At 68.8% G+C, this 21,976-nt stretch carries 21 protein-coding genes and 1 pseudogene; 10 read left to right on the forward strand and 12 right to left on the reverse strand.

Translation table 11 applies throughout. The features are described 5' to 3' along the window. Window positions 1–2: 2 nt before the first annotated feature. From PVW48_RS03965 to PVW48_RS03975, 3 genes are read right to left on the reverse strand one after another with little or no spacing between them, the layout of a single operon-like run. Window positions 3–1,316 carry a TRAP transporter large permease gene (locus PVW48_RS03965; RefSeq protein ID WP_274580395.1) on the reverse strand — a complete coding sequence of 438 codons (1,314 nt, stop codon included), beginning with the start codon at window positions 1,314–1,316 and terminating at the stop codon, window positions 3–5. Between the two features lie 9 nt (window positions 1,317–1,325). Then, window positions 1,326–1,832 (reverse strand): TRAP transporter small permease, encoded by a 507-nt coding sequence (locus PVW48_RS03970; protein ID WP_012177715.1) that lies wholly within the window; start codon window positions 1,830–1,832, stop codon window positions 1,326–1,328. A 16-nt stretch (window positions 1,833–1,848) separates the two neighbouring features. After that, window positions 1,849–2,844, reverse strand: a complete 996-nt coding sequence (locus PVW48_RS03975; protein WP_274580396.1) for a C4-dicarboxylate ABC transporter substrate-binding protein — start codon at window positions 2,842–2,844, stop codon at window positions 1,849–1,851. Window positions 2,845–3,347: 503 nt separating this feature from the next. Between PVW48_RS03975 and PVW48_RS03980 the strand changes: the two genes are divergently transcribed. From PVW48_RS03980 to PVW48_RS03990, 3 genes are read left to right on the forward strand one after another with little or no spacing between them, the layout of a single operon-like run. Then, window positions 3,348–4,052, forward strand: coding sequence for a GntR family transcriptional regulator (locus PVW48_RS03980; RefSeq protein ID WP_274580397.1), 705 nt, complete (start codon window positions 3,348–3,350; stop codon window positions 4,050–4,052). Next, the gene (locus tag PVW48_RS03985; protein ID WP_274580398.1) at window positions 4,049–4,894 is read left to right on the forward strand and encodes an HpcH/HpaI aldolase/citrate lyase family protein; all 846 of its coding nucleotides are present in this window, start codon (window positions 4,049–4,051) and stop codon (window positions 4,892–4,894) included. Before PVW48_RS03980 ends, PVW48_RS03985 begins: the two co-directional genes overlap by 4 nt. After that, window positions 4,891–6,021 (forward strand): amidase family protein, encoded by a 1,131-nt coding sequence (locus PVW48_RS03990; RefSeq protein ID WP_012177719.1) that lies wholly within the window; start codon window positions 4,891–4,893, stop codon window positions 6,019–6,021. Before PVW48_RS03985 ends, PVW48_RS03990 begins: the two co-directional genes overlap by 4 nt. A 497-nt stretch (window positions 6,022–6,518) precedes the next feature. Here PVW48_RS03990 and PVW48_RS20110 read toward each other — a convergent pair. The 5 genes and pseudogenes from PVW48_RS20110 to PVW48_RS04015 form a co-directional block, all read right to left on the reverse strand. Next, window positions 6,519–6,998, reverse strand: a pseudogene (locus PVW48_RS20110) (hypothetical protein); the annotation flags it as partial. Beyond that, window positions 6,880–7,692 (reverse strand): enoyl-CoA hydratase, encoded by an 813-nt coding sequence (locus tag PVW48_RS04000; protein WP_274580400.1) that lies wholly within the window; start codon window positions 7,690–7,692, stop codon window positions 6,880–6,882. The pseudogene PVW48_RS20110 and the gene PVW48_RS04000, both read right to left, overlap by 119 nt. Then, complete coding sequence (locus PVW48_RS04005; protein WP_274580401.1) at window positions 7,674–8,459, reverse strand: SDR family oxidoreductase; 786 nt, start codon at window positions 8,457–8,459, stop codon at window positions 7,674–7,676. The genes PVW48_RS04000 and PVW48_RS04005 overlap by 19 nt, the downstream gene beginning before the upstream one ends. Before the next feature lie 7 nt (window positions 8,460–8,466). After that, window positions 8,467–8,841, reverse strand: a complete 375-nt coding sequence (locus PVW48_RS04010) for a cupin domain-containing protein (RefSeq protein ID WP_274580402.1) — start codon at window positions 8,839–8,841, stop codon at window positions 8,467–8,469. Continuing rightward, entirely contained in the window at window positions 8,831–10,180 is a 1,350-nt protein-coding gene (locus PVW48_RS04015) for an MmgE/PrpD family protein (protein ID WP_274580403.1), read from the reverse strand. Before PVW48_RS04015 ends, PVW48_RS04010 begins: the two co-directional genes overlap by 11 nt. A 425-nt stretch (window positions 10,181–10,605) precedes the next feature. Between PVW48_RS04015 and PVW48_RS04020 the strand changes: the two genes are divergently transcribed. Genes PVW48_RS04020 through PVW48_RS04050 form a run of 7 tightly spaced genes read left to right on the forward strand, consistent with a single transcriptional unit; the run spans window position 10,606 to window position 18,006 of the window. Beyond that, window positions 10,606–11,769 (forward strand): ABC transporter substrate-binding protein, encoded by a 1,164-nt coding sequence (locus PVW48_RS04020; RefSeq protein WP_274580404.1) that lies wholly within the window; start codon window positions 10,606–10,608, stop codon window positions 11,767–11,769. 3 nt (window positions 11,770–11,772) lie between these two features. Further along, window positions 11,773–12,690, forward strand: a complete 918-nt coding sequence (locus tag PVW48_RS04025) for an ABC transporter permease (RefSeq protein WP_274580405.1) — start codon at window positions 11,773–11,775, stop codon at window positions 12,688–12,690. A 10-nt stretch (window positions 12,691–12,700) separates the two neighbouring features. Then, window positions 12,701–13,591 (forward strand): ABC transporter permease, encoded by an 891-nt coding sequence (locus PVW48_RS04030; RefSeq protein ID WP_274580407.1) that lies wholly within the window; start codon window positions 12,701–12,703, stop codon window positions 13,589–13,591. A gap of 8 nt (window positions 13,592–13,599) precedes the next feature. Further along, window positions 13,600–14,700 carry an ABC transporter ATP-binding protein gene (locus tag PVW48_RS04035; RefSeq protein ID WP_274580408.1) on the forward strand — a complete coding sequence of 367 codons (1,101 nt, stop codon included), beginning with the start codon at window positions 13,600–13,602 and terminating at the stop codon, window positions 14,698–14,700. Between the two features lie 11 nt (window positions 14,701–14,711). After that, window positions 14,712–15,620: a polysaccharide deacetylase family protein gene (locus PVW48_RS04040; protein ID WP_274580409.1), complete on the forward strand. Its 909-nt coding sequence runs from the start codon at window positions 14,712–14,714 to the stop codon at window positions 15,618–15,620. Beyond that, entirely contained in the window at window positions 15,617–16,804 is a 1,188-nt protein-coding gene (locus PVW48_RS04045; protein WP_274580410.1) for a CaiB/BaiF CoA transferase family protein, read from the forward strand. Before PVW48_RS04040 ends, PVW48_RS04045 begins: the two co-directional genes overlap by 4 nt. Before the next feature lie 11 nt (window positions 16,805–16,815). Further along, window positions 16,816–18,006 carry an acyl-CoA dehydrogenase family protein gene (locus PVW48_RS04050; RefSeq protein WP_274580411.1) on the forward strand — a complete coding sequence of 397 codons (1,191 nt, stop codon included), beginning with the start codon at window positions 16,816–16,818 and terminating at the stop codon, window positions 18,004–18,006. A gap of 19 nt (window positions 18,007–18,025) precedes the next feature. On the opposite strand, the gene PVW48_RS04055 is transcribed toward PVW48_RS04050, so the two are convergent. The 4 genes from PVW48_RS04055 to PVW48_RS04070 form a co-directional block, all read right to left on the reverse strand. Continuing rightward, window positions 18,026–19,225, reverse strand: coding sequence for a porin family protein (locus PVW48_RS04055; protein ID WP_274580412.1), 1,200 nt, complete (start codon window positions 19,223–19,225; stop codon window positions 18,026–18,028). 121 nt (window positions 19,226–19,346) lie between these two features. Continuing rightward, complete coding sequence (locus PVW48_RS04060) at window positions 19,347–20,225, reverse strand: transferrin-binding protein-like solute binding protein (protein ID WP_274580413.1); 879 nt, start codon at window positions 20,223–20,225, stop codon at window positions 19,347–19,349. 189 nt (window positions 20,226–20,414) lie between these two features. Next, the gene (locus tag PVW48_RS04065) at window positions 20,415–21,260 is read right to left on the reverse strand and encodes a hypothetical protein (protein WP_274580414.1); all 846 of its coding nucleotides are present in this window, start codon (window positions 21,258–21,260) and stop codon (window positions 20,415–20,417) included. 59 nt (window positions 21,261–21,319) lie between these two features. Continuing rightward, complete coding sequence (locus tag PVW48_RS04070; protein WP_274580415.1) at window positions 21,320–21,937, reverse strand: methyltransferase family protein; 618 nt, start codon at window positions 21,935–21,937, stop codon at window positions 21,320–21,322. Window positions 21,938–21,976 lie beyond the last annotated feature (39 nt).

Consider the following 21,976-nt stretch of genomic DNA (forward strand, 5'->3'; position numbering starts at 1 on the left):
GCTCAGAACCTCAGCCCCGGCAGCCACAGCGCCAGCGCAGGCACCGCGATCAGCCCGACCAGCAGGATCAGGTCACAGATCAGGTAAGGCGCGGCCGCCCGCACGATGGTCCAATAGGTCGTGCCCGGCGGCGCCACCCCCTGCATCACGAACAACAACAGGCCAAAGGGCGGTGTCGTTCCGCTCATCTCGATGGCCAGCAGCATCACGAGGCCGAACCAGATCGGATCGAACCCCATGGCGGCGGCGATGGGAAAGAAGATCGGGATCGTCAGCAGCATCATCGAGATCGCGTCGACGAACATACCCAGGATCAGCAGCACGACGAACATGATCAACAGCATGGTGATCGGCGCGAATTCATAGGAGGTCGCCCAGGCGATCATCCCCGAGGTCGCCCCGGAGAACGCCAGCACCTGGCTGAAGGTCTTGGACGCGATGATGATGAAGAACACCATGACCGTCACCCGCAGGGTGCCTTCGAGGGATTTCGCGACCATGTCCCAGCTGAACCGGCCATAGAGCACCGACAGAACCAGCACCGACAGCACTCCGAAGGCCGCGGCCTCCGACGGGGTGGTGATGCCCAGCAGGATCAGACCCACGACGCAGAACACCACCAGCGACATGGGCAGGATATAGGTGCAGATCAGGCGGATCTTTTCCCAGAACGGGGCCGTCACCACGTCATAGGCGGGCGCAGCCTCCGGGTTGCGCCGCAGTTGCAGCCAGATGGTGGCGGTGTAAAGCAGCGCCAGCACCAGCCCCGGCAGCACCCCCGCCAGCAGCAAGTCCGCGATGCTGATCTGCGCGATGGAGCCCAAGAGCACCGCCAGCGTCGAGGGCGGGATCAGGAGCGCCAGCCCCCCCGAGCCGATGATCGGGCCGATGGACATGTGGCGCTGGTACTTCCGCTCTTCCATCTGCGGCAGCAAAAGCCCCCCCATCATCGCCGTATTGGCCATGTTGGACCCCGACAGGGCCGCGAAGATGGTGCCGCAGAGAACGGAAATGTAACTGAGCCGCCCGGTGGACCGGCCCATGGACCGATCGAGCGTTTCGATGATCTTCAGCGCGATGCCGGAATGGAAAAACAGGTTCCCCATCAGCACGAACATCGGCACCGTGACCAGCACGAAGCTCGACACAGCCTCCCCGGTATTGGCGACCAGCTGCTCGACCCCGATCAGCCCGCCCATGAAGATATAGGCCCCGATCAGGTTCGCGATGAGGAAGGCAAAGGCCACGGGCACGCAGAGCGCCATCAGCCCGATCACCATCCCGAGCATCAGAAGGGCCGCTTCCCACCATTCCATGAGCATCTCTCAGAGACCTTCCTGGTCGGCGGAAACACCCTTGTAGAGGCTCTCGCGGGTCACAAGCATCCGGATGAACTGCACCGTGCAGAGGGCGAAACAGATCACGACCGGTACGAACAGGAGCCAGCGGTCGAGGAAATTCGCGCGCATGTCACCAACGCCGATATTCTGGATCGTGATCGGAATGGCGAAGGCGGTGACGATGGCGCAGGCCACCGCGCACAAGACCACCACCGCCTTCTCGATGGGGCCGGTGACGCGCGCGGGCATCAGTGTCCGCAGCGCCTCCATCGACACATGGCCTTTCTCGCGCAAGAGCCACGGGGCCGCGAGCGCGGTGGCATAGAGCAGCGCGTATTCGGTGATCGCCACCACCCAGTTGATCTGGAACATGCGCAGGGTGCGCGTGGTCACGTCGTAGACGATCGAGACGAACATGAACGGGATGATGAGTGCCGCGAAAATCGCCAGCCCGTTCAGGAGCTTGTCAAAGCCCCGCCAAAACCCGTTCATGTCCGCACTGCCCCGATCAGCTGCCGTTGGCCGCGTCGATGATGGCGCGATACTTGGCGGCCTCGTCCTCGCCCAGGGTCTCGGCCACGTTGACCCAGAACGTGTCCTGGAAGGCGGCGGTGACCTCGGCGGCGCCCGCGCCCTCGAGCACGACATCCTGCACGCCCGCCTCGGCCAGGGCGGCGGTGTCCACCGCCTCCAGCGCCTTGGCGGCGTCATAGGCCAGCATCTCGTGCTTCTGGATCATCTCCATCAGGTAGGCGCGCTGCTCCTCGGTCAGCCCGTCGAATTTCGCGGCGTTCGCGGCGATGATCGTGTTGCCCTGGCGCCAGGTCGGGAAGATCCGGTAGCGCAGGAAATCCTGCCACCCGCCGGAGCTGACCCCGATGGTGGTGAACCCGATCCCCTCGACCAGCCCGCGTTCCAGCGCGGTATAGATGTCGCCTGCGGGCACATCGACCCGGGCGATGCCGAGCGCCTGGTACATCGGGTCATAGGATGCGCCGCCGCGGATCTTGAGCCCCGAGAAATCCATGGTGCCGTCATCGTCGATCTTGGGTTCGGTGATGGTGTAGAACTGGAAATTGTATCCCGTCCCCATCGCGCCCAGGAACGCCACGCCCGCGCGCTCCCGCGTGCCGGCATCGATGGCGTCGTGCAGCCCCGCGGCGCGCAGCTTGTCGGCAGGCACCGCGGCGGCGTCGAGCGGGGTCAGCTCCGGCACCTGGCGCTGGTAATAGCCTGCCGGCCCGAAATAGAGGTCGATGATCCCGCGCGAGACCGCGTTCATCTGCTCGTTCCGGGGCAGGATCTCGGTGCCGCCGCGCAGGTCGATTTGCAGGATGCCCGCGCCATTGGCGTTCACGTCCTCGACGAAGGCGAAATAGCTTTGCATCAGGTCGTTTGTCGCGGGCAGCGAGTAGACCGCGCTCAGCCGGGCCTCCTGGGACAGCGCCGGGGCCGCCAGAAGAAGGGCCGCGCCGGCGGCGAGAAGTCGGGTATGCAGTGTCATGGGCTGAAGGCTCCCTGGTGGTGTTGGCAGATGCGTGCCCGCTTTTGGCGCGGGTCGTTGGTGTCATGGCGCGGAGGGCGGGGGGCTGCGCGCGCATTGCGCCTCGCCCGACCGGAGTCCCCCGAAGTGCGCCACATGCGACAAAGGGTACATTTTTTGCCCTGCGCGACAAGCTTTTGTATGCAGAATTTGTGCAGATCTCGGTGGGTTTTGGCGTTTGGGTTGTGCGAATTATCATAAGCCGCTGATTATTATATAAAAAACTTTCAGATGGTGCTGGCGGAGTTTTCCGGCTTGAGCATTGGTGCCTCATCTGCATGCAGAAATCCGCCGCGGATGCCTGTTTTTCGGGAAACTTCCGAAATCCGCAGGTTCTGCCCGTCAAGTGCATGCCGAAACGGGCGCAACCCGGCGCAAAATGCCGCCCTGGCCCGATTGCCCTCGCTCGACAGGGCGGTTCTGTATACTAAATCTGAACAAACGCCCGGTGCCGAGGAGCCTGCATGTCCACCACCCCCCCGCGCATGAACGCCGCCGAAGCGGCCTACCGGACGATCCGGGCCAAGATCGTGTCGGGCGAGCTGGCGGAGGGTGAGCGGCTGACCGAGAAGCGGCTCTCCAAGGACCTGGGCCTGTCGCGCACCCCGATCCGCGAGGCGGTCGGGCGGCTGATCCTCGAAGGCTTCGTCGAGCGGCAATCGGGCTATACCACCCGGGTCGCGCGCTTCCCCGAGGACGAGATCGCCCAGGTCTTCGAGATCCGCGGCGTGCTGGAGGCCTACTCCGCCCGCCGCGCGGCCCGGCACGCCCGGCCCGAGGACATCGCCGAGATGCGCGAGGTCTACGCGGTGATGGCGGCCAACTCGCCGCCCCGCTCCGAGGCTGCCTACCAGGTGCTGACCGAGGCGAATGAGCGGTTTCACAAGATCATCCTGCGCGCGGCCCAGTCGCCCAAGCTCACCGCGCTGATGACCATGGCGCTCGATGTGGGGATGGTGGTGCGGACCTACCGGATCTTCACCGAGGCCGACCTGACCCGCAGCCTGCACCACCATGGCGAGCTGATCGATGCCATCGCCGCCCGCGCCCCCGACTGGGCCGAGAGCGTCATGCGCGCCCACCTGCTGGCCGGGGCGGCGCGGGTGGCCGAGCATACGGGCGATATCGGGCAGAAGACGCCGCCGCCGGATGTGAAGGCCGCCGAATGACCGCGCCGCGCGCCCTGCGCTCGTTCCTGTTCGCCCCCGCCAACCGGCCCGCGATCTTCGACAAGGCGCGCGGGTCGGGCGCCGATGCGGTCTGCCTCGATCTCGAGGACGCGGTGCCGCCGGACCAGAAGGCCACCGCCCGCGCCCCGGCGCTGGACTGGCTGGTGCAGGCGGCGGACCCGGGCTGCGGGGTGCGGATCAACGGGTTGCGCACGCCCGAGGGGCTGGCCGATATCGCCGCACTCTGTGCCGCGCGGCCGGGGCCGGGCTTTGTCCTTCTGCCCAAGGTCGGCGCCACGGCGGAGGTGCAGATCGCCGCCGAAGCGCTGGAGGCCGCGGGCAGCGACCTCGTCCTCGGCGCGCTGATCGAGACCGCTGAAGGGCTGGAGGCGGTGGCCCGGATCGCGCGGGCTTCCGACCGACTGGGCTTCCTGCTCTTCGGTGCGGTGGATCTCGCGGCCGATCTCGGCGTGGACGGCTCGGATGCGGCGCTCGCCTATGCCCGGGGGCGCGTGGTCCATGCGGGGCGCGCGGCGGGGCGCCCGGTGCTCGACGTGCCCGCGCTGGATTTCCGCGACTTGGCGGCGGTGGGCCAGGCGGCGGCGCGCGCCAAGGCCCACGGGTTTTCCGGCAAGGCGGCGATCCACCCGTCGAACATCGCCGTGATCAACGACGCCTTCACCCCCGGCGCGGAGGAGATCGCCGAGGCGCAGGAGGTTCTCGCCCTGTACGAAGCGTCGCCCAACGGGCTGGTCGTGCGCAACGGCAAGCTGATCGAGAAGCCGGTGATCCGCGCGATGGAGGCGCGGCTGGCGCTGGCGCGCGCGGCGGGGCGGCTGTGACCGACGCGGCGCGGCTGCGGGCGCTGGACGACCGCTTCGCCTTTCTCGAAGACCCCTCGACCCAGGTGATACCGGGGTCGGGCACGGGGCCTCTGGCCGGACTCCGCATCGGGGTCAAATCCAACATCGCCGTGGCCGGGCAGGCCTGGACCGCCGGGATCGCCGGGCGCGGCGAGGTGCTGGCCGAGGCCGATGCCGAGGTCATCGCGCGTCTGCGCGCCGCCGGGGCCGACCTGCTGCCGGGGCTGACCATGGACGAGGCCGCCCTGGGGGCGGCGACCGAGACGAGCGGCCTGCGCGCAACGCAAAACCCCTTTGCCCCGGGCCACAGCGTCGGTGGCAGCTCCGGCGGCGCGGCGGCGGCGGTGGCCTGCGGCGCGGTGCCCGTGGCGCTGGGCAGCGACACGCTGGGCTCCGTGCGGATCCCGGCGGCCTATTGTGGCGTGCTGGGCTTCAAGCCGGGGGCAGGGGTGCTGCCGCTGGGCGGGGTGGTCCCGCTGGACCCCGCGCTCGACACGCTGGGCCTTTTGGCGCGGCGGGTGGCGGATCTGCGCGCGGTCTACGCGGTGCTGGCGCCGGAGGCCGTGGCCGAAACGGCGCAGGTGGTGCAGCTGGCCCCGCAAGCGGACGTGGCCTGCGCGCCCGAGGTGCAGACGGCCCTGGCGCGCGCGGCGCGGCTGCTCGACGCCAGCGGTCCCGACCGGCTGGAGGGGTGGGAGGCGGAGGCCCTGCGCATGGCGGCCTTCACGCGGGTCTGCGCCGCGGCGGCCACGACCCTCGCCGATCAGCCCATTGCCAGCGTCGCGGTGCGCAGCGCCATGGCCTACGGCGCGCGGCTCACCCCCGACGGGCTGGCCCGGGCCGAGGCGCTCTGCGACCGGGTCGCCGCGGCCCTGCGCGCGCGGCTTCCCCCTGGCACCGTGGCGCTGACCCCGACCACGCCGACCCCGGCCTTTGCCCGGGGCACCCCGCCGCCCGCCGATCAGGCCAGCTTCACGGTGCTTGCCAATCTCGCCGGTCTGCCCGCGATCTCGGTGCCGATGGGGCCTGCGTCGGTGCAGCTCATGGCCGGGCCGGGGCAGGAGGGCACGCTTCTCGCCCTCGCCGACCGGCTGAGCGCGGCCTAGCCTGCAAACTCCAGGTCGATGGTCATCGCCAGATGCCCGGCCTCGGTCCGCGCCCACATGCGCGCGCCGCCCTCCGTCGGCTTACCCTCGATCCAGAACGCGTCTGGCGCAAAGAGCGGGCTGACCGCGCGGATCGTCGCCGCCCGCAGGGGCCGGTCGCCGGATTGCGCCTGCCCGAAGGCGATGAGCAGCGTCGCGGTCAGCGGTCCGTGGACCACCAGGCCCGGATACCCCTCGACCTCCCGCGTGTAATCCGCGTCGTAATGGATGCGGTGGCCATAGAAGATCAGCGCGGAATACCGAAACAGCATCACCGGGTCCGGCGTGATCCGCTGCGACCAGGCCGCGTCCCCGGGGGCCTCGGTGGGCGCGGGCGGCGGCGCATCCGGGGCGGGCGGATCGCGATAGACGATGTTCTGGGTCTCTGTCAGGCACAGCCCGTCCGCATCGGCAAAATCATGGGTCACGGTCACGAAGCCCAGCCGCCCCGACCGGCCCTGTTTCAGCCGCACCTCCCCGATGGTGGAGGTCTTCTCCGCCCGGCTGCCGATCAGCAGCGGGCGATGCCAGTCCATCCGCCCCCCGGCCCACATCCGCCGCGGCAGGCCGAGATCGGGCAGGAACCGGCCCAGCCGCTCATGCCCGTCCGGTCCGAGATCCGAGGCGCGGATCTTGGGGTTGAAATAGAGGTATTGCCAGAAGGGCGGCAGCGCGTCGCCCTCGGCCAGAACCGGCGCGCGGTCCAGCGTCAGCTCCAGGTGGGTGGCCTGGCGCAGGTCGATCCGGTCCCGGGTGGTCTCGGTCTGGCCGGTGGCGGGGTGGGGCGTCTGGGGGGCTGTGGTGGTCCGGGTCGTCACGTCACTGTCCTTTGAACTCGGGGCGGCGTTTTTCGGCGAAGGCGCGCTGGCCCTCGCGGTAATCGGCGCTGTCGTAGCAGGTTTTGACCAGCGCGTCCGCATGGGATGCGGCGGCGGCATCGCCGGGGCGGGCGAAGGCCGCCAGCCCCGCCTTGACCGCGCGCAGGGTCAGGGGCGCGTTGGCGGCGATGGTCCGGGCCAGGGCATCGGTCTCGTCCATCAGCATGTCCTCGGGCACCCGCCGGTTGACCAGCCCCCAGCGTTCCGCCCGCGCCGCATCCACCGGTTGCGCGGTATAGAGCAGCTCCGCCGCCGCCGCGGGCCCCGCGATCCGCGCCAGTGCCGCCACCTCGTCCGCGCCGATGGCCAGACCCAGCTTGGCGGGGGTGAAGGCGATGTGCGCGGTCTCGCTCGCCAGTCGCAGGTCGCAGCGCACCGCGATCTCCAGCCCGCCGCCGATGCAATGGCCCCGGATCGCCGCCAGCACCGGCATCGGCAGGGCGGCGAGCCCCTCCAGCGCCCGGGCCACCGTGCGGTTGTAGGCCGCCACCCCCTCGGGCGTCGCCCGCACCTGCGGGAACTCCGAGATATCGGCGCCCGCACAAAACGCCCGGTCCCCCGCGCCACGCAGCACCACGACCCGCGCGTCGCTTGCGGCCAGCTCCGCGGCCAGATCGCCCAGCCCCTGCCACATCGCCAGCCGCATCGCGTTCAGGCGGTCGGGATTGTTCAGGGTGATCCGCGCCACCGGCCCCTCCCGGTCCAGCAGCAGGCGGCCCTCGGCCAGCGCCCGGCTCATATCCGCCCCGTCCATTGCCCGCCGCCATCCATGTCGATCACCGTGCCGTTGAGGTATTCGATCCGCGGCGAGGCCATCATCACGCAGAGCGCCGCGACCTCCTGAGGCGATTTCGGGCGGCCGTAGGGGAACTTCTCGGGATCGACCAGCTCCTGCCAGCGGGCCTCGTCGCCGAACTCCGCCTGGGCCTTGCCCTTGAAGAACTGCGTCATCCGGTCGGTGAGCGTCGGCGACGGGTTCACGCCCAGCACGCGCACACCTGCCCCCTGCGCTTCGGCCCCCAGGGCCTGGGTGAACCCGATCAGCGCCGCATTGCCCGCCGCCCCGCAGATATAGGCCGGGCGCACCGCGCGCCCGCCCATGCCGATCACGTTCACGATCACGCCCGCGCCGCGCGCCGCCATGTCCGGATAAAAGAGCTGGCACAGGTGGATATAGCCGAACACCTTCAACTCCCATCCCGTCCGCCAGTCCGCCATGGTCAGGTCCGCGAGCCTGCCCGCCTTGATCGCACCGGCATTATTGACCAGCACATCCGGGGTCGGCACGGCGCCGTGCAGGGCGCTTCGGCCCGCATCCGTGCCGAGATCGGCGGCGAAGATCCCGGGCCGGTGCCCGGTCGCGGCGGCGACGGTCTCGGCGGCGGCCTCCAGCCGGGCGGCATCGCGCGCCACCAGGGTCAGCCGCGCGCCCTCGGCGGCAAAGGCGGTCGCGGTGGCCAGCCCGATGCCCTTGGAGGCGCCGGTCACCAGCACGGTCTTGTCGGTCAGGGTCAGGTCCATGGGGTCCTCAGGCGTAGTACTGGATTTCGAAGAACAGGCACCCCTGCGGCGACGCGAACGGCCCGTGCGGCGTGCCCGGCGGGCGGCAGGCATAGCCCGGGGCCGCATGGGCGCTGCCGCCGCGGCCCTCCCGGTCGCAGCCCATGATCAGGGTGCCCTCGATCAAATAGACCTCCTCCCAATAGTCATGGAGGAACACGTCCGGTGCCACGGTGCCCGGCCGGAACCGGATCAGCCGGGTGCGCACGCCGCGCTCGGCCTCCTCGTCCAGCACATCCGAGAGCATCTTCTGCTCCACCCCCGGCGCACCGCCGGGGACCTGCTCCCAGCCTTCCGACAGGTCGAGATCGTGATAGGGCACGGGCGGGCGGTCAAGGCTCATGGGGGTCTCCTTCGGGATGGGTCGCGCCCCGCAGGGCGGCGCTCAGGGCGGTCAGGTCGGGTTGCGCGGGCAAGGCGCGGAGCGCCTCGTGCAAGGCCCGCGCGGCGGGGTCGGGCACACCGCCGTCGCGGCAGTTGGTCAGGAACTTGGCCTCGATCGCCTCGGGGGCAAGGGGGGCCTCGGGGTCGCCCGGGGCATGGGGCGCATGGGCGGTGTGCACCGCGCCACCGGCATCGGTGATGCGCAGGGTCGCGCCATAGGCGCCGGGGAAGGCCGCGCTCAGCCCCGGATCCTCGACCAGATGCACGCGGGCGCGCAGGGCGGCGATCTCCGGCGCGTCCCGGCAGGCGGGATCCTCGAAATCCGCACGGGCAGGCGCGCCCCGGGCCAGGGCGGTCGCAACGCAATGCTGCAGGCTGAAGCGCGCCGAATGGGCGTCCTGCGGGGCAGGGGCGTCACAAAAGGCAATCGCGGCGGCGTAAGTCGCGACCTCGATCCGCGCGGGCGCGACGCCGCGCGCCCGCAACTCCAGGGCCGCGGCAATCGCCGGGTGGGTGTGGCGGCAGGCCGACCAGGGCTTGAGGCTGACCTCGTGCAGAGCCCAGTCGCCCCGGGCCTGCGCGATGCCCGCCGGGTCGGCCCCGGGATACATCGTGGCAAACACCCCCAAAGGCCCCTCCAGGATCTCCAGCGGCGCGCCGATCCCGGCCCGTGCGGCCCGGGCGGCGGTGATCCCGGCCCGCGCCGCGTGCCCGGCGGCCAGCTGCTTGGCATGGCCCGGCTCCAACCGGCATTGCCACAGCCCCGCCGCCTGCATCCCCGCGTGCCCCAGGGCGTGGGCCTGCGCCTCTGCTCCCAGCCCTTGGGCCCGCGCCGCCGCCATGGCCGCCCCGAACACCCCGCACGCGGCGGAATTGTACCAGGCCGAATACCCCCCCGCCGCCGCCGCAACCCCGATCCGCAGCGCAACCTCGTAGCCCGCCAGAAGTGCGCGCAGCAGCGTCTGTCCCGTGGCACCCGCGTCCCGCGCCGCCACCAGCGCGGCGGGGCAGACCACGTCGCCCGCATGCAGGATCGACCGGCGGTGCAGGTCGTCCATCTCCAGCAGCGATCCCAACGCGCCCAAGGCAAACGCCGCTGCCTCCGGCGCGTGCCCGTCGAACCCCGACAGCGCCCCGCGCTCCAGACCGGCGGCGGCGGCGAAGGCCCGCTCCGGCGCGCTGCCGCGGGTGGCCAGCACGATCCCCACCCAGTCCGCCAGGTGCACCGCGGCCCGCTCCAGGTCCCGCGCGGTGGCGGCCCGGTCGCATATCTCCACCAGATCTGTTGTGACTGTCACGGCCTCGCACCCTCGATTTCGTATACATTTAGACCGCTTCGCAGCCAAGATCGACCGGATTTTCGAGGCTTCCGCATCTCTTTTTGGCGGGCGTTTCGGCGGTGATCTCCCGTGTGATCAGTGCAAAGATCTGAAAAAATTACAAAAAACCTGTCCTGCGTCCGCCTGACGCAGGAAATCACCCCTGTCATCAATTCTGTCGACAAAATGCACTTTTCTTTCCGGCCCGCGCCCCTATCTTTTGCCCATCGCCCCCCGAGTCCCCAGCGGCCCTGGGGGGCACGTTCGGGGCAGTCGGCGGCACGGAGGGCGCAGTGCATGTCGACATCACGGCCGGGGAACCCGGCCAAACAAAGCGCCCGCATATCCCTTGAACCATAACGAGACGCCGTTCGGGATGCGGCACCAACAGGAGAGTTTCGAGAATGAACCAGCTCGATTTCAACCGGCGCCAGTTCATGGCGCTCATGGGCGCGGCGACCGCGACCACGGCCCTCGGCAGCCGGGCCATGGCCTCCGAGGCGCTGAAGTTCTGGGCCCCGGGCATCGCGCGCGTGGGCAACCAGGACTGGTCCGACATGGAAGCCCGCGCCGGCATCAGCATTGCCAATATCGCCAAATCCGCCCGCGCCGACGAGGCGATCCAGAAGATGGTCGTGGGCGACGGCAACGCGCTTTACGATGCCATGACCGACAATGGCGGCGGCATGGAAGACGCGCTCGCCTCGCAGAACGCGATTGTCGAGCTCGACCCGTCCCGCATTCCCAACTGGGCCAACCTGGTGGACAGCTACAAGGAGGGTGGGTCGTCCTATGACACCATCCGCCACGAGGGCCGACTGGTCGCCGTGCCCTATATCTCCAACGCCGACAGCCTGGCCTTCAACCACGACGTGATCGGCGAAGAGCTGACCAGCTGGGAGGCGCTCTTCGACGAGCAGTTCCGCGGCCGCGCGGCGATGCAGAACGACTACGGCCCGACGCTGACCAACACCGCGGTCTACCTCAAGCAGTCGGGCAAGCAGGATATCGAGAACCCCTCCGACATGACCGAGGCCGAGGTGAAGGGCGTCTGCCAGTTCCTGATCGACCTCAAGAAGAAGGGCCATTTCCGCACCTTCTGGGACGGGTTCCAGAACGGCGTCGACCTGCTGGCCTCCGAGGAAGTGCTGGTCTCCTCCTGCTGGGAGCCGATCCAGATCATGGCCGCGCGCAAGAACGGCGCCGACATCCGTTACGGCACGATGACCGAGGGCCATCAGGCCTGGAACAACATCATCATGCTGACCCGCGGCGGGCAGGAGCGGGGGATGGAGGACGCCTTCTACGCTCTGGCCAACGTCTATCTCGACCCGTGGTTCGGGGCGCGCACCCTCGCGGGGCTCGGCTTCACTCCGCAGATGACCGGGGTGAACGCGTATGTCGAGGCCAACGCGGCCGATTTCGACGACGACACCCGGGCGACCCTGGCCGAGCGTCTGGCGCGCAAGGACGCGCGCATGGCCAAGCCCGGCAACGCCTGGCAGAACGTGTTCCCGACCAATATCCGCGCCTACCAGGACTGGTGGGCCCAGGTGCAGGCCGCCTGAGCCGTGGCAACGCTCGACACCAATTCCCCCGGCCCGGCAGACCGCCAGGCCGGGGAGACCCGCGCGGTCTGGCGCGAGCGCGCGGGCGCGTGGGCGTTCTACGTGCCGCTGGCCTTCATGGTGGTGTTCTTCGCCCTTCCCATGGCCCTCACGGTGGTGTTCTCGTTCTTCGAGCGCACGATGTTCTGGATGGAGCCGGGCTTTACCCTGTTCTCCTACAACAACTTCTTCTTCTCCGCGCGGCTGGAGAATTTCCTCGTCTCGATGAAATACTCCGCGCTGGCGGTGATCATCTGTTTCGTGCTGGGCTTCCCGGTCGCGGTGTTCATCCGCCGCTCGATCCCGCAGGTGGCCCAGCACCGGGTGATCCTTCTGTTCATCCTGCCCTTCATGGTGTCCGAGATCATCCGCGTCTTCGCCCTGCGCCCGGTTTTGCAGCGCAACGGCCTGATCAATTCCACCCTGATGGACTGGGGCCTGATCGACGAGCCGATCACGGCGCTGCTCTACACCCATACCGGCGTGGTCATCGGGGAGGTGCTCAGCTTCCTGCCCTTCATCGTCTTCGCGGGCTTTCTCGCGATGGAGGCGGTGCCGAAATACATCTTCGAGGTCTGCGACGATCTCGGCGTCGGCCACCGGCGTCGGTTCACCGATATCATCCTGCCGCTGGCGGCCCCGGGGATCTTCGCGGGGGCGGTGTTCATCTTCGTCAACGGTCTGGGCGTCGCCCTCCTGCCCAACATCCTCGGCGGGCCGGGGGCGGTGAATGCGGGCCTGATCGCGACGCAGGCGATCACGGCGCTCGACTTCCCGCTGGCCATGGCCGTGAGTGCCATCATGATGGCGACGCTCATGGGGCTGCTCTACATCGGGCACCGCCTGTTTGACCTGACCAAAATCCTGACCCCGCTGAACTGAGGCCCCGGACATGACCGACGACTACGCCAATCCCTGGGCCTACCGGCTGAAATGGGCCTACATGCTCCTGCTGGTCACCACGCTGATGAGCCCGGTGATCTACGTGATGTACATCTCGTTCAACGCCAACGGTTTCGGCGCGCGGGCCTACGATTTCACGTGGGAGTGGTACCGCCTCGTCTTCTCCGACGAGCTGTTGCTGAACGCTTTGCGCTGGACCTTCTCGCTGGCCATCGTGGTCACACTCATCACGGTACCCTTCGCGGTGCTGGCGGCGAAATACTACAAGACCGCGCAGAACAAACTGCCCGTGGTGTTCCTGCTGCTGGCACCGCTCTTCGTGCCGCCGGACATCCTCGGCTCGGCCCTGCTGGTCTATTTCAAGTCCCTGAACTCCAGCTTCATCTGGCTCGGGGACCAGCTGGGCACCGCGGCCTTCGACGGCTGGTTCCGGCTGAGCTTCTTCACCGCGACCGTGGGGCTGATCATCTACACCATTCCTTACGCCTTCATCGTGGTGCTGATCACCATGGGCCGCTACCGCACCGAGCAGACCGAGGCCGCCCGCGCCTGCGGGGCGGACGGCTGGCGCGCCTTCTGGGATATCGAGTTTCCCCAGATCCGCGCGGGCGTGTTCAGCGCATGCTCGTTCTGCATCATCCTGTGCTTCAACGAATACACCCGCACGAGCCTGCTGAAGGGCGGGTTCGACACCTTCACCACGGTGCTGATCTCACAGATGCTCAACACCGGCATGTCGCCGCAAAGCTACGCGATGTCGTCGATGGTGGCGTTCACCGCCATCGCGATCATCGGCAGCATCATTATCTTCACCCTGATCCGCTCCGAGAGCCTGACCCGCACCGCGCGGGCCAAGGCCGAGCCGATCATGTCGTCCTGAGAGGTCCCATGCACCAGACCACACCACCCGCCGTCGAGGTCAAGGGCCTGTCCAAGCATTACGGCCCCGTCAAGGCCCTGCGCCAGATCGACCTGACCATCGCCGCGGGGGAGTATTTTGTCCTGCTCGGCCCCTCTGGCGGGGGCAAGACCACCCTCCTGCGCACCATCGGCGGTTTTCACCGCCCCACCGAGGGGCAGGTCCTGCTCCATGGCCGCGACATGAGCCACCTGCCGCCCGACAAGCGCCCCACCACCATGGTCTTCCAGGCCTACGCCCTCTTCCCGCATATGACCGTGCTGCAAAACGTGTCCTACGGGCTGAAAGTGGCGGGGATGGACAAGGCCACCGCCCAGGAAAAAGCCGCCGCCATGATGGATGTCGTGGGCCTTGCGGGCTTTGCCGAGCGCAAGCCGCACGAGCTGTCCGGTGGCCAGCAGCAGCGGGTGCAGCTGGCCCGCGCGCTGGTGCTCGACCGCGATATCCTTCTGCTGGACGAACCGCTCGCCGCCCTCGACGCGCAATTGCGCAAGGATATGTGCTTGGAGCTGAAACACCTGCAGGAAAAGGTCGGCATCACCTTCATCCACGTCACCCACAACCAGGAAGAGGCGATGACCGTCGCCGACCGCATAGCACTCGTGGCCGATGGCCAACTGGTCGAACAGGGGGCCGCGCGCGACATCTACCGCGCCCCCATCAAGAAATTCACCGCTGGCTTCGTGGGCGAGAACAACCTGCTCTCCGGCACCGTGTCGCAGGTCAACGGCGTCTCCTGCATGGTCGAGGTGGCGGGCGCGCAGCTTTCCGTGCCCAAGCGCGGGCAGGAGGTGACCCAGGGCCAGGCGGTGGATCTCTCGATCCGCTCCGAACTGGTGCAACTGTCCAGGGTGGATGCCTCCAACGATCCGGGCGACGGCCATTCCATCCTCGGCAGCTATGACGAGGCGGTCTATCTTGGCCTGACCACCTCGCATCTGGTGCGCCTGCCCAACGGGGTGGAGATGACGTCGCGCACGATCTCCGACGCGCTGGGCGATCTGCCCACCCCGGGCGACCCGGTGCGCCTGTCCTGGCAGCCCGACGCCATCCGCCTGCACACGAGCTGAGGAGCCTCCCGATGTGGCCCAACCCCCGCGTTCCCTATGAACTTGCGTCCGACCGGGCGATCCTGCCGCCCCTGCGCGGCAAGTCGCTGATCGTGCATGTGGTGATGAATATCGAATACTGGCCCTTCGACCGCCCCATGCCGCGCGGCATCATCCCCGCCCCCCACGGGGCCGCGCCCGCGCCGCCGGATGTGCCGAACTACGCCTGGGTCGAATACGGGATGCGCTGCGGCATGCCGCGCATCATGGGGCTGCTGGCCGATCGCGGCATCCCCGCCTCGGCCTTCATCAACGCCCAGGTGGCCGACGTATATCCCAGCCTCATGGCCGCCACCGTCGATGCGGGATGGGAGCTGGTCGGCCATGGCTGGTTCCAGCAGAGCCTCAAGGCCGTGGACGACGAGCGCGACGTGATCGCCCGCAGCCTCGACCGGCTGGCGCAGGTGCAGGGCCACCGCCCGCGCGCATGGCTCGGCTGCGGGCTGGGCGAGACCTATGACACCCCCGACATCCTGCGCGAAGAGGGGATCGAGTTTCTCCATGACTGGGCGCTCGATGACCTGCCGGTCTGGATGCGCACGAAACACGGGCCGATAGTCGGCCTGCCCTATACGTTCGAGCTCAACGACGTGCCGGTCTACGCGATCCAGAACGGGTCCACCGACGAATATCTCAAGCGGGTCGAGGCCACGGTGGAGATCTACGCCGCCGAGACCGCCCGCACCGGCCAGCCCCGGATCATGACGCTGGCGCTGCATCCGCATATCATCGGCGTGCCCCATATCGCGCATCATTTCGCCCAGGCGCTCGACCTTCTGGCGGCCCGCGACGACACGGTCTTCACCACCTCCAGCGAGATGGGCGACTGGTTCACCGCCGCCCAAGCCCCCGGCGCCGCCGTCACGGAGAGCCCCGCATGACCGAGAAGTCCACCGCCCTGTCGCATCTCAAGGTGCTCGACCTGACCCGCGTGCGCGCCGGGCCGACCTGCTGCCGGGTGCTGGCGGATTTCGGCGCCGACGTGATCAAGATCGAAGCCCCCCAGGGGGTCGATCCCAACGCGGGCATGTCCGGCGCGCGCCACGGCTACGACATGCTGAACCTGCACCGCAACAAGCGGTCCATGACCCTGAACCTGAAGAAACCCGAAGGCCGGGCGCTGTTCCTGCGGATGGTCGAGACGGCGGATGTGGTGGTCGAGAACTTCCGCCCCGACGTGAAGGACCGGCTCGGCATCGGCTATGACGACCTCGCGGCGGTGAACCCGCGCATCATCCTCGCCTCCATCTCCGGCTTCGGCCAGGACGGCCCCTATGCGCGTCGCGCGGGCTTCGACCAGATCGCGCAAGGCATGGGCGGGCTGATGGGCGTGACCGGCATGCCCGGCGGCGTGCCGATCCGCGCGGGCGCCGCCGTGGCCGACAGCGGCGCGGGGATTTTCGCCGCCACCGGCATCCTCGTGGCCCTGGCGGAGCGGGAGAAATCCGGCAAGGGCCAGTGGATCGCCACCTCGCTGCTGGAGGCGCAGATCGCGTTGATGGATTTCCAGGCCGCGCGCTACCTGGTCGACGGCGACGTGCCGCCGCCCGCGGGCAACGATCATCCCTACGTCACCCCCATGGGCGTGGTGGAGACCGCCGATGGCTATCTCAACCTCGGCGTGGGCGGGCAGGGGCAATGGGTCGCCTTCTGCAACGTGATCGACCAGCCCGAACTGGCCGAGCACCCGGATTACGCCACGGACACGGCGCGGTTCGCCCATCGCGGCGCGCTCTGGGATCACCTGCGCCCGGTCTTTGCCCAACGCACCACCGCCGACTGGGTCCTGGCGCTCGAGGCAGGCGGCGTGCCCGCCGGGCCGATCTACACCATGGACGAGGTCTTCGCCGACCCGCAGGTGCGTCATCTCGGCATGGCCGCGCCCGTCCACCACCCGGTCCGGGGCGAGACGGCCCTCGTCGCCACGCCGATCAAGATGTCCCGCACCCCGCCCAGCGTCCATGCCAGCGCCCCCGACGCGGGCGCCCAGACCGACGAGATCCTGGCCGAATACGGCCTGAGCCCCGAAGAGGTCGCCCAGTTGCGCGCGGCCCACACAATCTGAGAGGACACGAGATGAACCAGATCGACACCAACGCGATCTCCATGCCCGTCGGTCCCCAATGGCCCGACATCCGCGAAGCGGTCGCACGCCTCTGCGCGGATTTCCCAAACGACTACTGGAACGATCTCGACAAGCGCGACGCCTATCCCGCCGATTTCGTGAAGGCCCTGACCGAGGCGGGCTTTCTCGGCGCGCTGATCCCCGAGGCCTATGGCGGCTCGGGCCTGCCGCTCTCGGCCGCGGGCGCAGTGCTGGAAACGATCCACGAGACCGGCTGCAACGCCGCCGCCTGCCACGCCCAGATGTATACCATGGGCACGGTGCTGCGCTACGGCTCCGAGGCGCAGAAACAAGCCTACCTGCCCGGCATCGCCACGGGCGATCTGCGCCTGCAGGCCTTCGGCGTGACCGAACCCACCACCGGATCCGACACCACGCAACTCAAGACCCGCGCCGAGAAGACCGATACAGGCACCTACCTGGTCAACGGGCAGAAGGTCTGGACGTCCCGCGCGATGGAAAGCGACCTGATGCTCCTGCTGGCGCGCACCACCCCCGCCGACCAGTGCACCAAGCGCTCCGACGGGATGTCGGTCTTCCTGCTGGACATGCGCGACGCGCTTGGCAACGGGCTGGAGTTGCGCAAGATCGACGCGATGATCAACCACAACAGCTGCGAGGTGTTCCTCGACAACCTCGAAATTCCCGCCGACACCCTGATCGGCGAGGAAGGCCGCGGCTTCCGCTACATCGTCGACAGCATGAATGCCGAACGCATCCTCATCGCCTATGAATGCATCGGCGACGCCAAGTTCTTCATCCGCAAGGCGGTCGAGTACGCCAACGAGCGGGTCGTCTTCGGCAAGCCCATCGGCGCCAACCAGGGCCTGCAATTCCCGATCGCGGATGCCTATGCCAAGATGTGCGCCGCCGAGTTGATGGTGAACAAGGCCGCCGCGATCTTCGACGCGGGCGGCAAGGCGGCCGAAGAGGCTAACATGGCCAAGCTGCTGGCCGCCGACGCCTCCTGGGCCGCGGCGGAAGTCTGCATGCAGACCTATGGCGGCTTCGCCTTCGCGCGCGAATACGGGATCGAACGGAAATGGCGCGAGGCCCGGCTCTACCAGACCGCGCCGATCTCGAAGAACATGATCTTCGGCTATCTCGGCCAGCACGTCCTGGGCCTGCCGCGCAGCTACTGACCGGGGCAGGGCGGCGGGCTCAGAACCGCCGCTCCAGCCCGATCTGAACTTCGCTCTCGGTATAGCTGTAGGCGTCGATGTCCGACCGGCTGCGGGTATGGCTGACCCGTGCAAAGGGCGAGAACCCGTCACCCAGGAACAGGTCGGATTTCTGCACCGTCAGCGCGACCTGCACCGCGCGCTCGTTCGGGCTGGCGGTGAACAGGGGGCTGGGGTCGCGGAAATCCCGGTACCGCAGGGACAGCTCGGGCCGCAACGTGATCGCCCGGACCGCGTCATAGCTGCCGAAGACCCGCAGCTCGGTGTCGCGGTAATCCTCCAGGTCGAACGCCACCCGGTTCTCTTCCACCCGCAGCGCCGCGCCGAGCGTCGCGCGCCCGCCCACGGAGCGCCGCAGGCCAAGCTGGGCCGCCACCGCGTGCCCGTCCCGGTCGTCCGAAACCGCGCTGTCCAGCACCGCCCAGGACGCCGCGCCAAAGACCGACACGCCGCCCGCACTGCGCCGCTCGAAGGACAGATCCACGCCGAAGCGGTCCTCGAACCCGTCTCCCGCCACGTGGCGGGTCCGCCCGAAGGCCGCGGCCACGACCGAGCTCCGCGCGCCCAGAAATCGCACCCCCGTCCGCGCGCCGATTGTGATGTCGTCGTACCGCGCCTCTGGCCCCTCCAGCGCATCGAGATCGACCCCCGCGAACCCCACAAGCTCCGTCGCCCCGACCCGCGCCAGCCCCTGCCGCCAGCGCGCCGCCCCCGTCACCCGCAGCCCCGGCTCGGTGTCGGTGTCCCGCTCCAGGGTGAAGGGCAGCACCGTGCCCGCGATCTCCAGATCCACCGTATCGCTGTCATAGCGCCGCCGATTGCCCAGGGTGACAAGCCCCACCGACAGGTCCCAGTCGAACCCCCGCCGCGCGTCGATCGCCCGGATGAAGCCCAGCACCCGCAGCCGTGCCGGCTCCGGCAGGTCGGTGGAGAGAACGGCGAAGAACTCCTCCCGCGCCCGGCTCCACTGTTCGGCGGCGAAATAGGCCCGCGCCAGTTCCAGCCGGACCCGCACCAGGGTCGGGTCTCCCGCCAGAATGTCGAGAAAGAGCGGGATTGCCGCCGCTGCCTGACCGCCGTTCAGCAGGGCAAGCCCGCGCAGGAACCGCGCCTCGATCGCCGCGCCATCGACGGGCAGGGTGCTGCGCGCGGCGCCGGGCAGAGCGGGTTGCGCCGCCACGGGTGCCGCGACTGCCAGGCAAGCGCACAGCCCCGCGACCAGGGACAGGATCCGCGGGCCGCACCGCCACCAGGTCGCCGGTCGCCGCCCCGGAGGGGTCCGCATGCCTGCGCCGCCGCGCTCAGTTGCCGCCGAACGCGCCGATATGCGCCACGCCGCCCGGCCCGCTCAGGCTGTAGGTCCCGGCCACCTCCTCGGCATTGGGGCCATGGAACACGCCCTGCGCCTCCCCCGCCGAGCCCAGCCCGGACACCGCCGCGGTGAACTCCGCGCCCGAGACCGGCCCACTGCCGTCGAAATCCAGCTCCGGGGCGGGAATTGTGTCCGAGGTTGCGAGGGAAATCGCCTGCGTCTGCGTGCTGAGGATCTCCGCCTGCCTGAAATCGGTCGTCACCTCGATGGCCGAGATGGTGAGATAGCCCTCGCCATCGGCCCGTCGCGCAAACCCGGCGCCCTCACCGACATAGGTGGCGACCTGCCCGGTGGGCAACCGCGCGCTGGGCGTCCGCGCGCCATAAGCCCCCGCGCCCAATGTGCCGCGCTCCGCGCCGAACCCGTCCAGCCAGGCTCCGAGGGTCTGGTACTCGAACGGACCGCCCCGGCCGCCATCGAGCAGCAGCGCGAAGCGCCGCCCATCATCGCTTTCGAAGAAGACGACGGGGCCATCCACCTGGACTGTGGCCCCCTGGTCCAGATCGAACGCGACGGCGGAGTCGGGGGCCCGGATCGCCACGCGCGGTATCACGCCGTTGGCGGTTGTCAGCCGCAGCGTGCTGTCCTCGGTGTCCGACAGGTTCGAGAGGCTGAGTTGTCCGGTGACCGGATCCACCGCGAAGCGCGCGGTGCGGGCCTGGCCTTGCAACTCCACGGTGCCGGTCTCGGGCAGGTCGTTGAAGGAGGTGAACGGGGTCGCGGAACCGGAGCCCCCGCCGCCGCCACAGGCCGTCAGCACAGGGGCCAGCACAAGCAGCGCGACAGATCGTGAAAGGGTCTTTGACATGGGGGCCTCCCTGAACAGTTGAGCGAGCCCAGGCCGGTCGCGGCACCGGCATGGGATACGCCATGGCCCATTTTACCGCCGCGGCCCTGCCACTGGTCTGATCCAGGTCATGGAACCGGCCCTGCGCAGCCGAACGCGGGCCCGGTTGCCGCCGCGTCCCCGCCCGTCGCGCACCACCGTTGCGGCGGCTCAGGGCGCCGCGATCCCGTCCGCGGGCTTGTAGAGACTACCCTTGTGCAGCGTCCAGTGGTCCTTGTGGCGCTGGCCCAGCCCGTCACGGGACAGGTAGGCCTGCAGGCTGGGGCCGGGGACCGTCCGGAAACCCGCGAAATGGCGCCGCAGGGCGTCATGGTCCGCCCCCTCGGTGGCCGCGATCACCGATGCGATGCTCGGGCCGATGTCATGCCCGACGAAGGACCGCATGGCCATCTGCTCCAATGTCTCGACATAGGCCGCGCGGGTCTCGAACTCCCGCAGCAAGAGCAGCGCCGCCATCACCCCGCTGCCTGCCGCGAAGGCGATCTGCTCGCAGGCACCCGCCTCGATGTTGCGGCGGCAGACCTCGGCACTCAGCGCTAGGAAGGGATCCCCGGGCCGATGCACGAACACGATCCCGTTCAGCAGCATCTCGCCCCCCCGGGCAATGAGAAACCGCGCCAGCGGATCGGGCTGATCGCGATAGAAATCGGTGATTTCCGCGATCAGGCCGTGATACCCCCCCGACATCCATCCCGCCAGCACCGGCGCAAACGCCTGTTTCTGCGCCCAGTTGGCATCCACGTAAAGCCCGCCGCGCTCCAGCAGCACATGCAATCGGAAGAAATCCGAGGCCATCGCATAAGGGCCGCACCGGCGAAACGCCGCCAACTCCCGCCCCATGCCCCGTGCCTCGAAGAACCGCTCCGCATCGCGGGCCGAATAGACCCGTGTCTCCAGCCGCGCGTCCCCGCACCAGCTGTCGAGGCACCCCTGCACCGGGGCGGGGATCTCGTCCTGGTACCAGAAGAGAGAGACCGGAAGTTTCGCAGCATCCATCCCGCAGCGATACGCAAGCGCCGCGCGCGGCGCAACCGTCCGCGGCCCGCCCCCGCGCCTCAGAACAGCGGCAGGGTCGGCAGGGCGTGGATATCCTTGAGATGCTCGGTCAACTCGCTGACCGGGATCAGGCTCAGAAACACCAGCGCATCGAAGAAATTGCGCCGCAGGGTGCCGGTGTCGAACGTGACCGTGGCGGGGGAGGAGAACTGCCGCAGCCGGGGCAGGATCCGCGGTGTGCGGGCGGCATAGGCGTCATAGGCCGGGCCGAACTCCGCCCGCAGGAACGCCTCTTCCTTGCGGGCGATGTCACTGAGCACCAGAAACATCAGCGTGGTCATCAACACGGTCAGGATCAGCGAGCCCAGCATCAGCCCGAAGCCGAACACCGCCAGGGTCGAAAACAGGTACAGGGGATGGCGGCACATGGAATATGGCCCGTCCTGCATGACCAGCGCGTTCTTGCGGCTGCCGATATAGAGGATCGACCAGAACCGCCCCAGAACCCCGGCGATCACCAGCAGCATGCCCGTGCTCTCGACCAGGTCCATCACACCCTCGCCCAGGGGCAGGCCGGGCCGGGTGAACAGCACCAGCGGCACCATGACCAGCATCACCGCCCTGAGCGTGTTGATCCGGCGCTTCTGGTTCGCGGGCAGGACGGCAGCAGTTTTCATGGAAAGACCCCCGGTGACACCGCGGACATAGGCGGCGCC

It is taken from the genome of Dinoroseobacter sp. PD6 (genome assembly GCF_028807315.1).
Taxonomy (GTDB): Bacteria; Pseudomonadota; Alphaproteobacteria; order Rhodobacterales; family Rhodobacteraceae; genus Dinoroseobacter; species Dinoroseobacter shibae.

What these genes read in the sequence shown, in the direction of transcription:
- PVW48_RS03965 (WP_274580395.1), bottom strand. Translation starts at nt 1,316, where the DNA reads ATGGAATGGTGGGAAGCGGCCCTTCTGATGCTCGGGATGGTGATCGGG.
- PVW48_RS03970 (WP_012177715.1), bottom strand. Translation starts at nt 1,832, where the DNA reads ATGAACGGGTTTTGGCGGGGCTTTGACAAGCTCCTGAACGGGCTGGCG.
- PVW48_RS03975 (WP_274580396.1), bottom strand. Translation starts at nt 2,844, where the DNA reads ATGACACTGCATACCCGACTTCTCGCCGCCGGCGCGGCCCTTCTTCTG.
- PVW48_RS03980 (WP_274580397.1), top strand. Translation starts at nt 3,348, where the DNA reads ATGTCCACCACCCCCCCGCGCATGAACGCCGCCGAAGCGGCCTACCGG.
- PVW48_RS03985 (WP_274580398.1), top strand. Translation starts at nt 4,049, where the DNA reads ATGACCGCGCCGCGCGCCCTGCGCTCGTTCCTGTTCGCCCCCGCCAAC.
- PVW48_RS04000 (WP_274580400.1), bottom strand. Translation starts at nt 7,692, where the DNA reads ATGGACGGGGCGGATATGAGCCGGGCGCTGGCCGAGGGCCGCCTGCTG.
- PVW48_RS04005 (WP_274580401.1), bottom strand. Translation starts at nt 8,459, where the DNA reads ATGGACCTGACCCTGACCGACAAGACCGTGCTGGTGACCGGCGCCTCC.
- PVW48_RS04010 (WP_274580402.1), bottom strand. Translation starts at nt 8,841, where the DNA reads ATGAGCCTTGACCGCCCGCCCGTGCCCTATCACGATCTCGACCTGTCG.
- PVW48_RS04020 (WP_274580404.1), top strand. Translation starts at nt 10,606, where the DNA reads ATGAACCAGCTCGATTTCAACCGGCGCCAGTTCATGGCGCTCATGGGC.
- PVW48_RS04030 (WP_274580407.1), top strand. Translation starts at nt 12,701, where the DNA reads ATGACCGACGACTACGCCAATCCCTGGGCCTACCGGCTGAAATGGGCC.
- PVW48_RS04035 (WP_274580408.1), top strand. Translation starts at nt 13,600, where the DNA reads ATGCACCAGACCACACCACCCGCCGTCGAGGTCAAGGGCCTGTCCAAG.
- PVW48_RS04040 (WP_274580409.1), top strand. Translation starts at nt 14,712, where the DNA reads ATGTGGCCCAACCCCCGCGTTCCCTATGAACTTGCGTCCGACCGGGCG.
- PVW48_RS04045 (WP_274580410.1), top strand. Translation starts at nt 15,617, where the DNA reads ATGACCGAGAAGTCCACCGCCCTGTCGCATCTCAAGGTGCTCGACCTG.
- PVW48_RS04050 (WP_274580411.1), top strand. Translation starts at nt 16,816, where the DNA reads ATGAACCAGATCGACACCAACGCGATCTCCATGCCCGTCGGTCCCCAA.
- PVW48_RS04060 (WP_274580413.1), bottom strand. Translation starts at nt 20,225, where the DNA reads ATGTCAAAGACCCTTTCACGATCTGTCGCGCTGCTTGTGCTGGCCCCT.
- PVW48_RS04065 (WP_274580414.1), bottom strand. Translation starts at nt 21,260, where the DNA reads ATGGATGCTGCGAAACTTCCGGTCTCTCTCTTCTGGTACCAGGACGAG.
- PVW48_RS04070 (WP_274580415.1), bottom strand. Translation starts at nt 21,937, where the DNA reads ATGAAAACTGCTGCCGTCCTGCCCGCGAACCAGAAGCGCCGGATCAAC.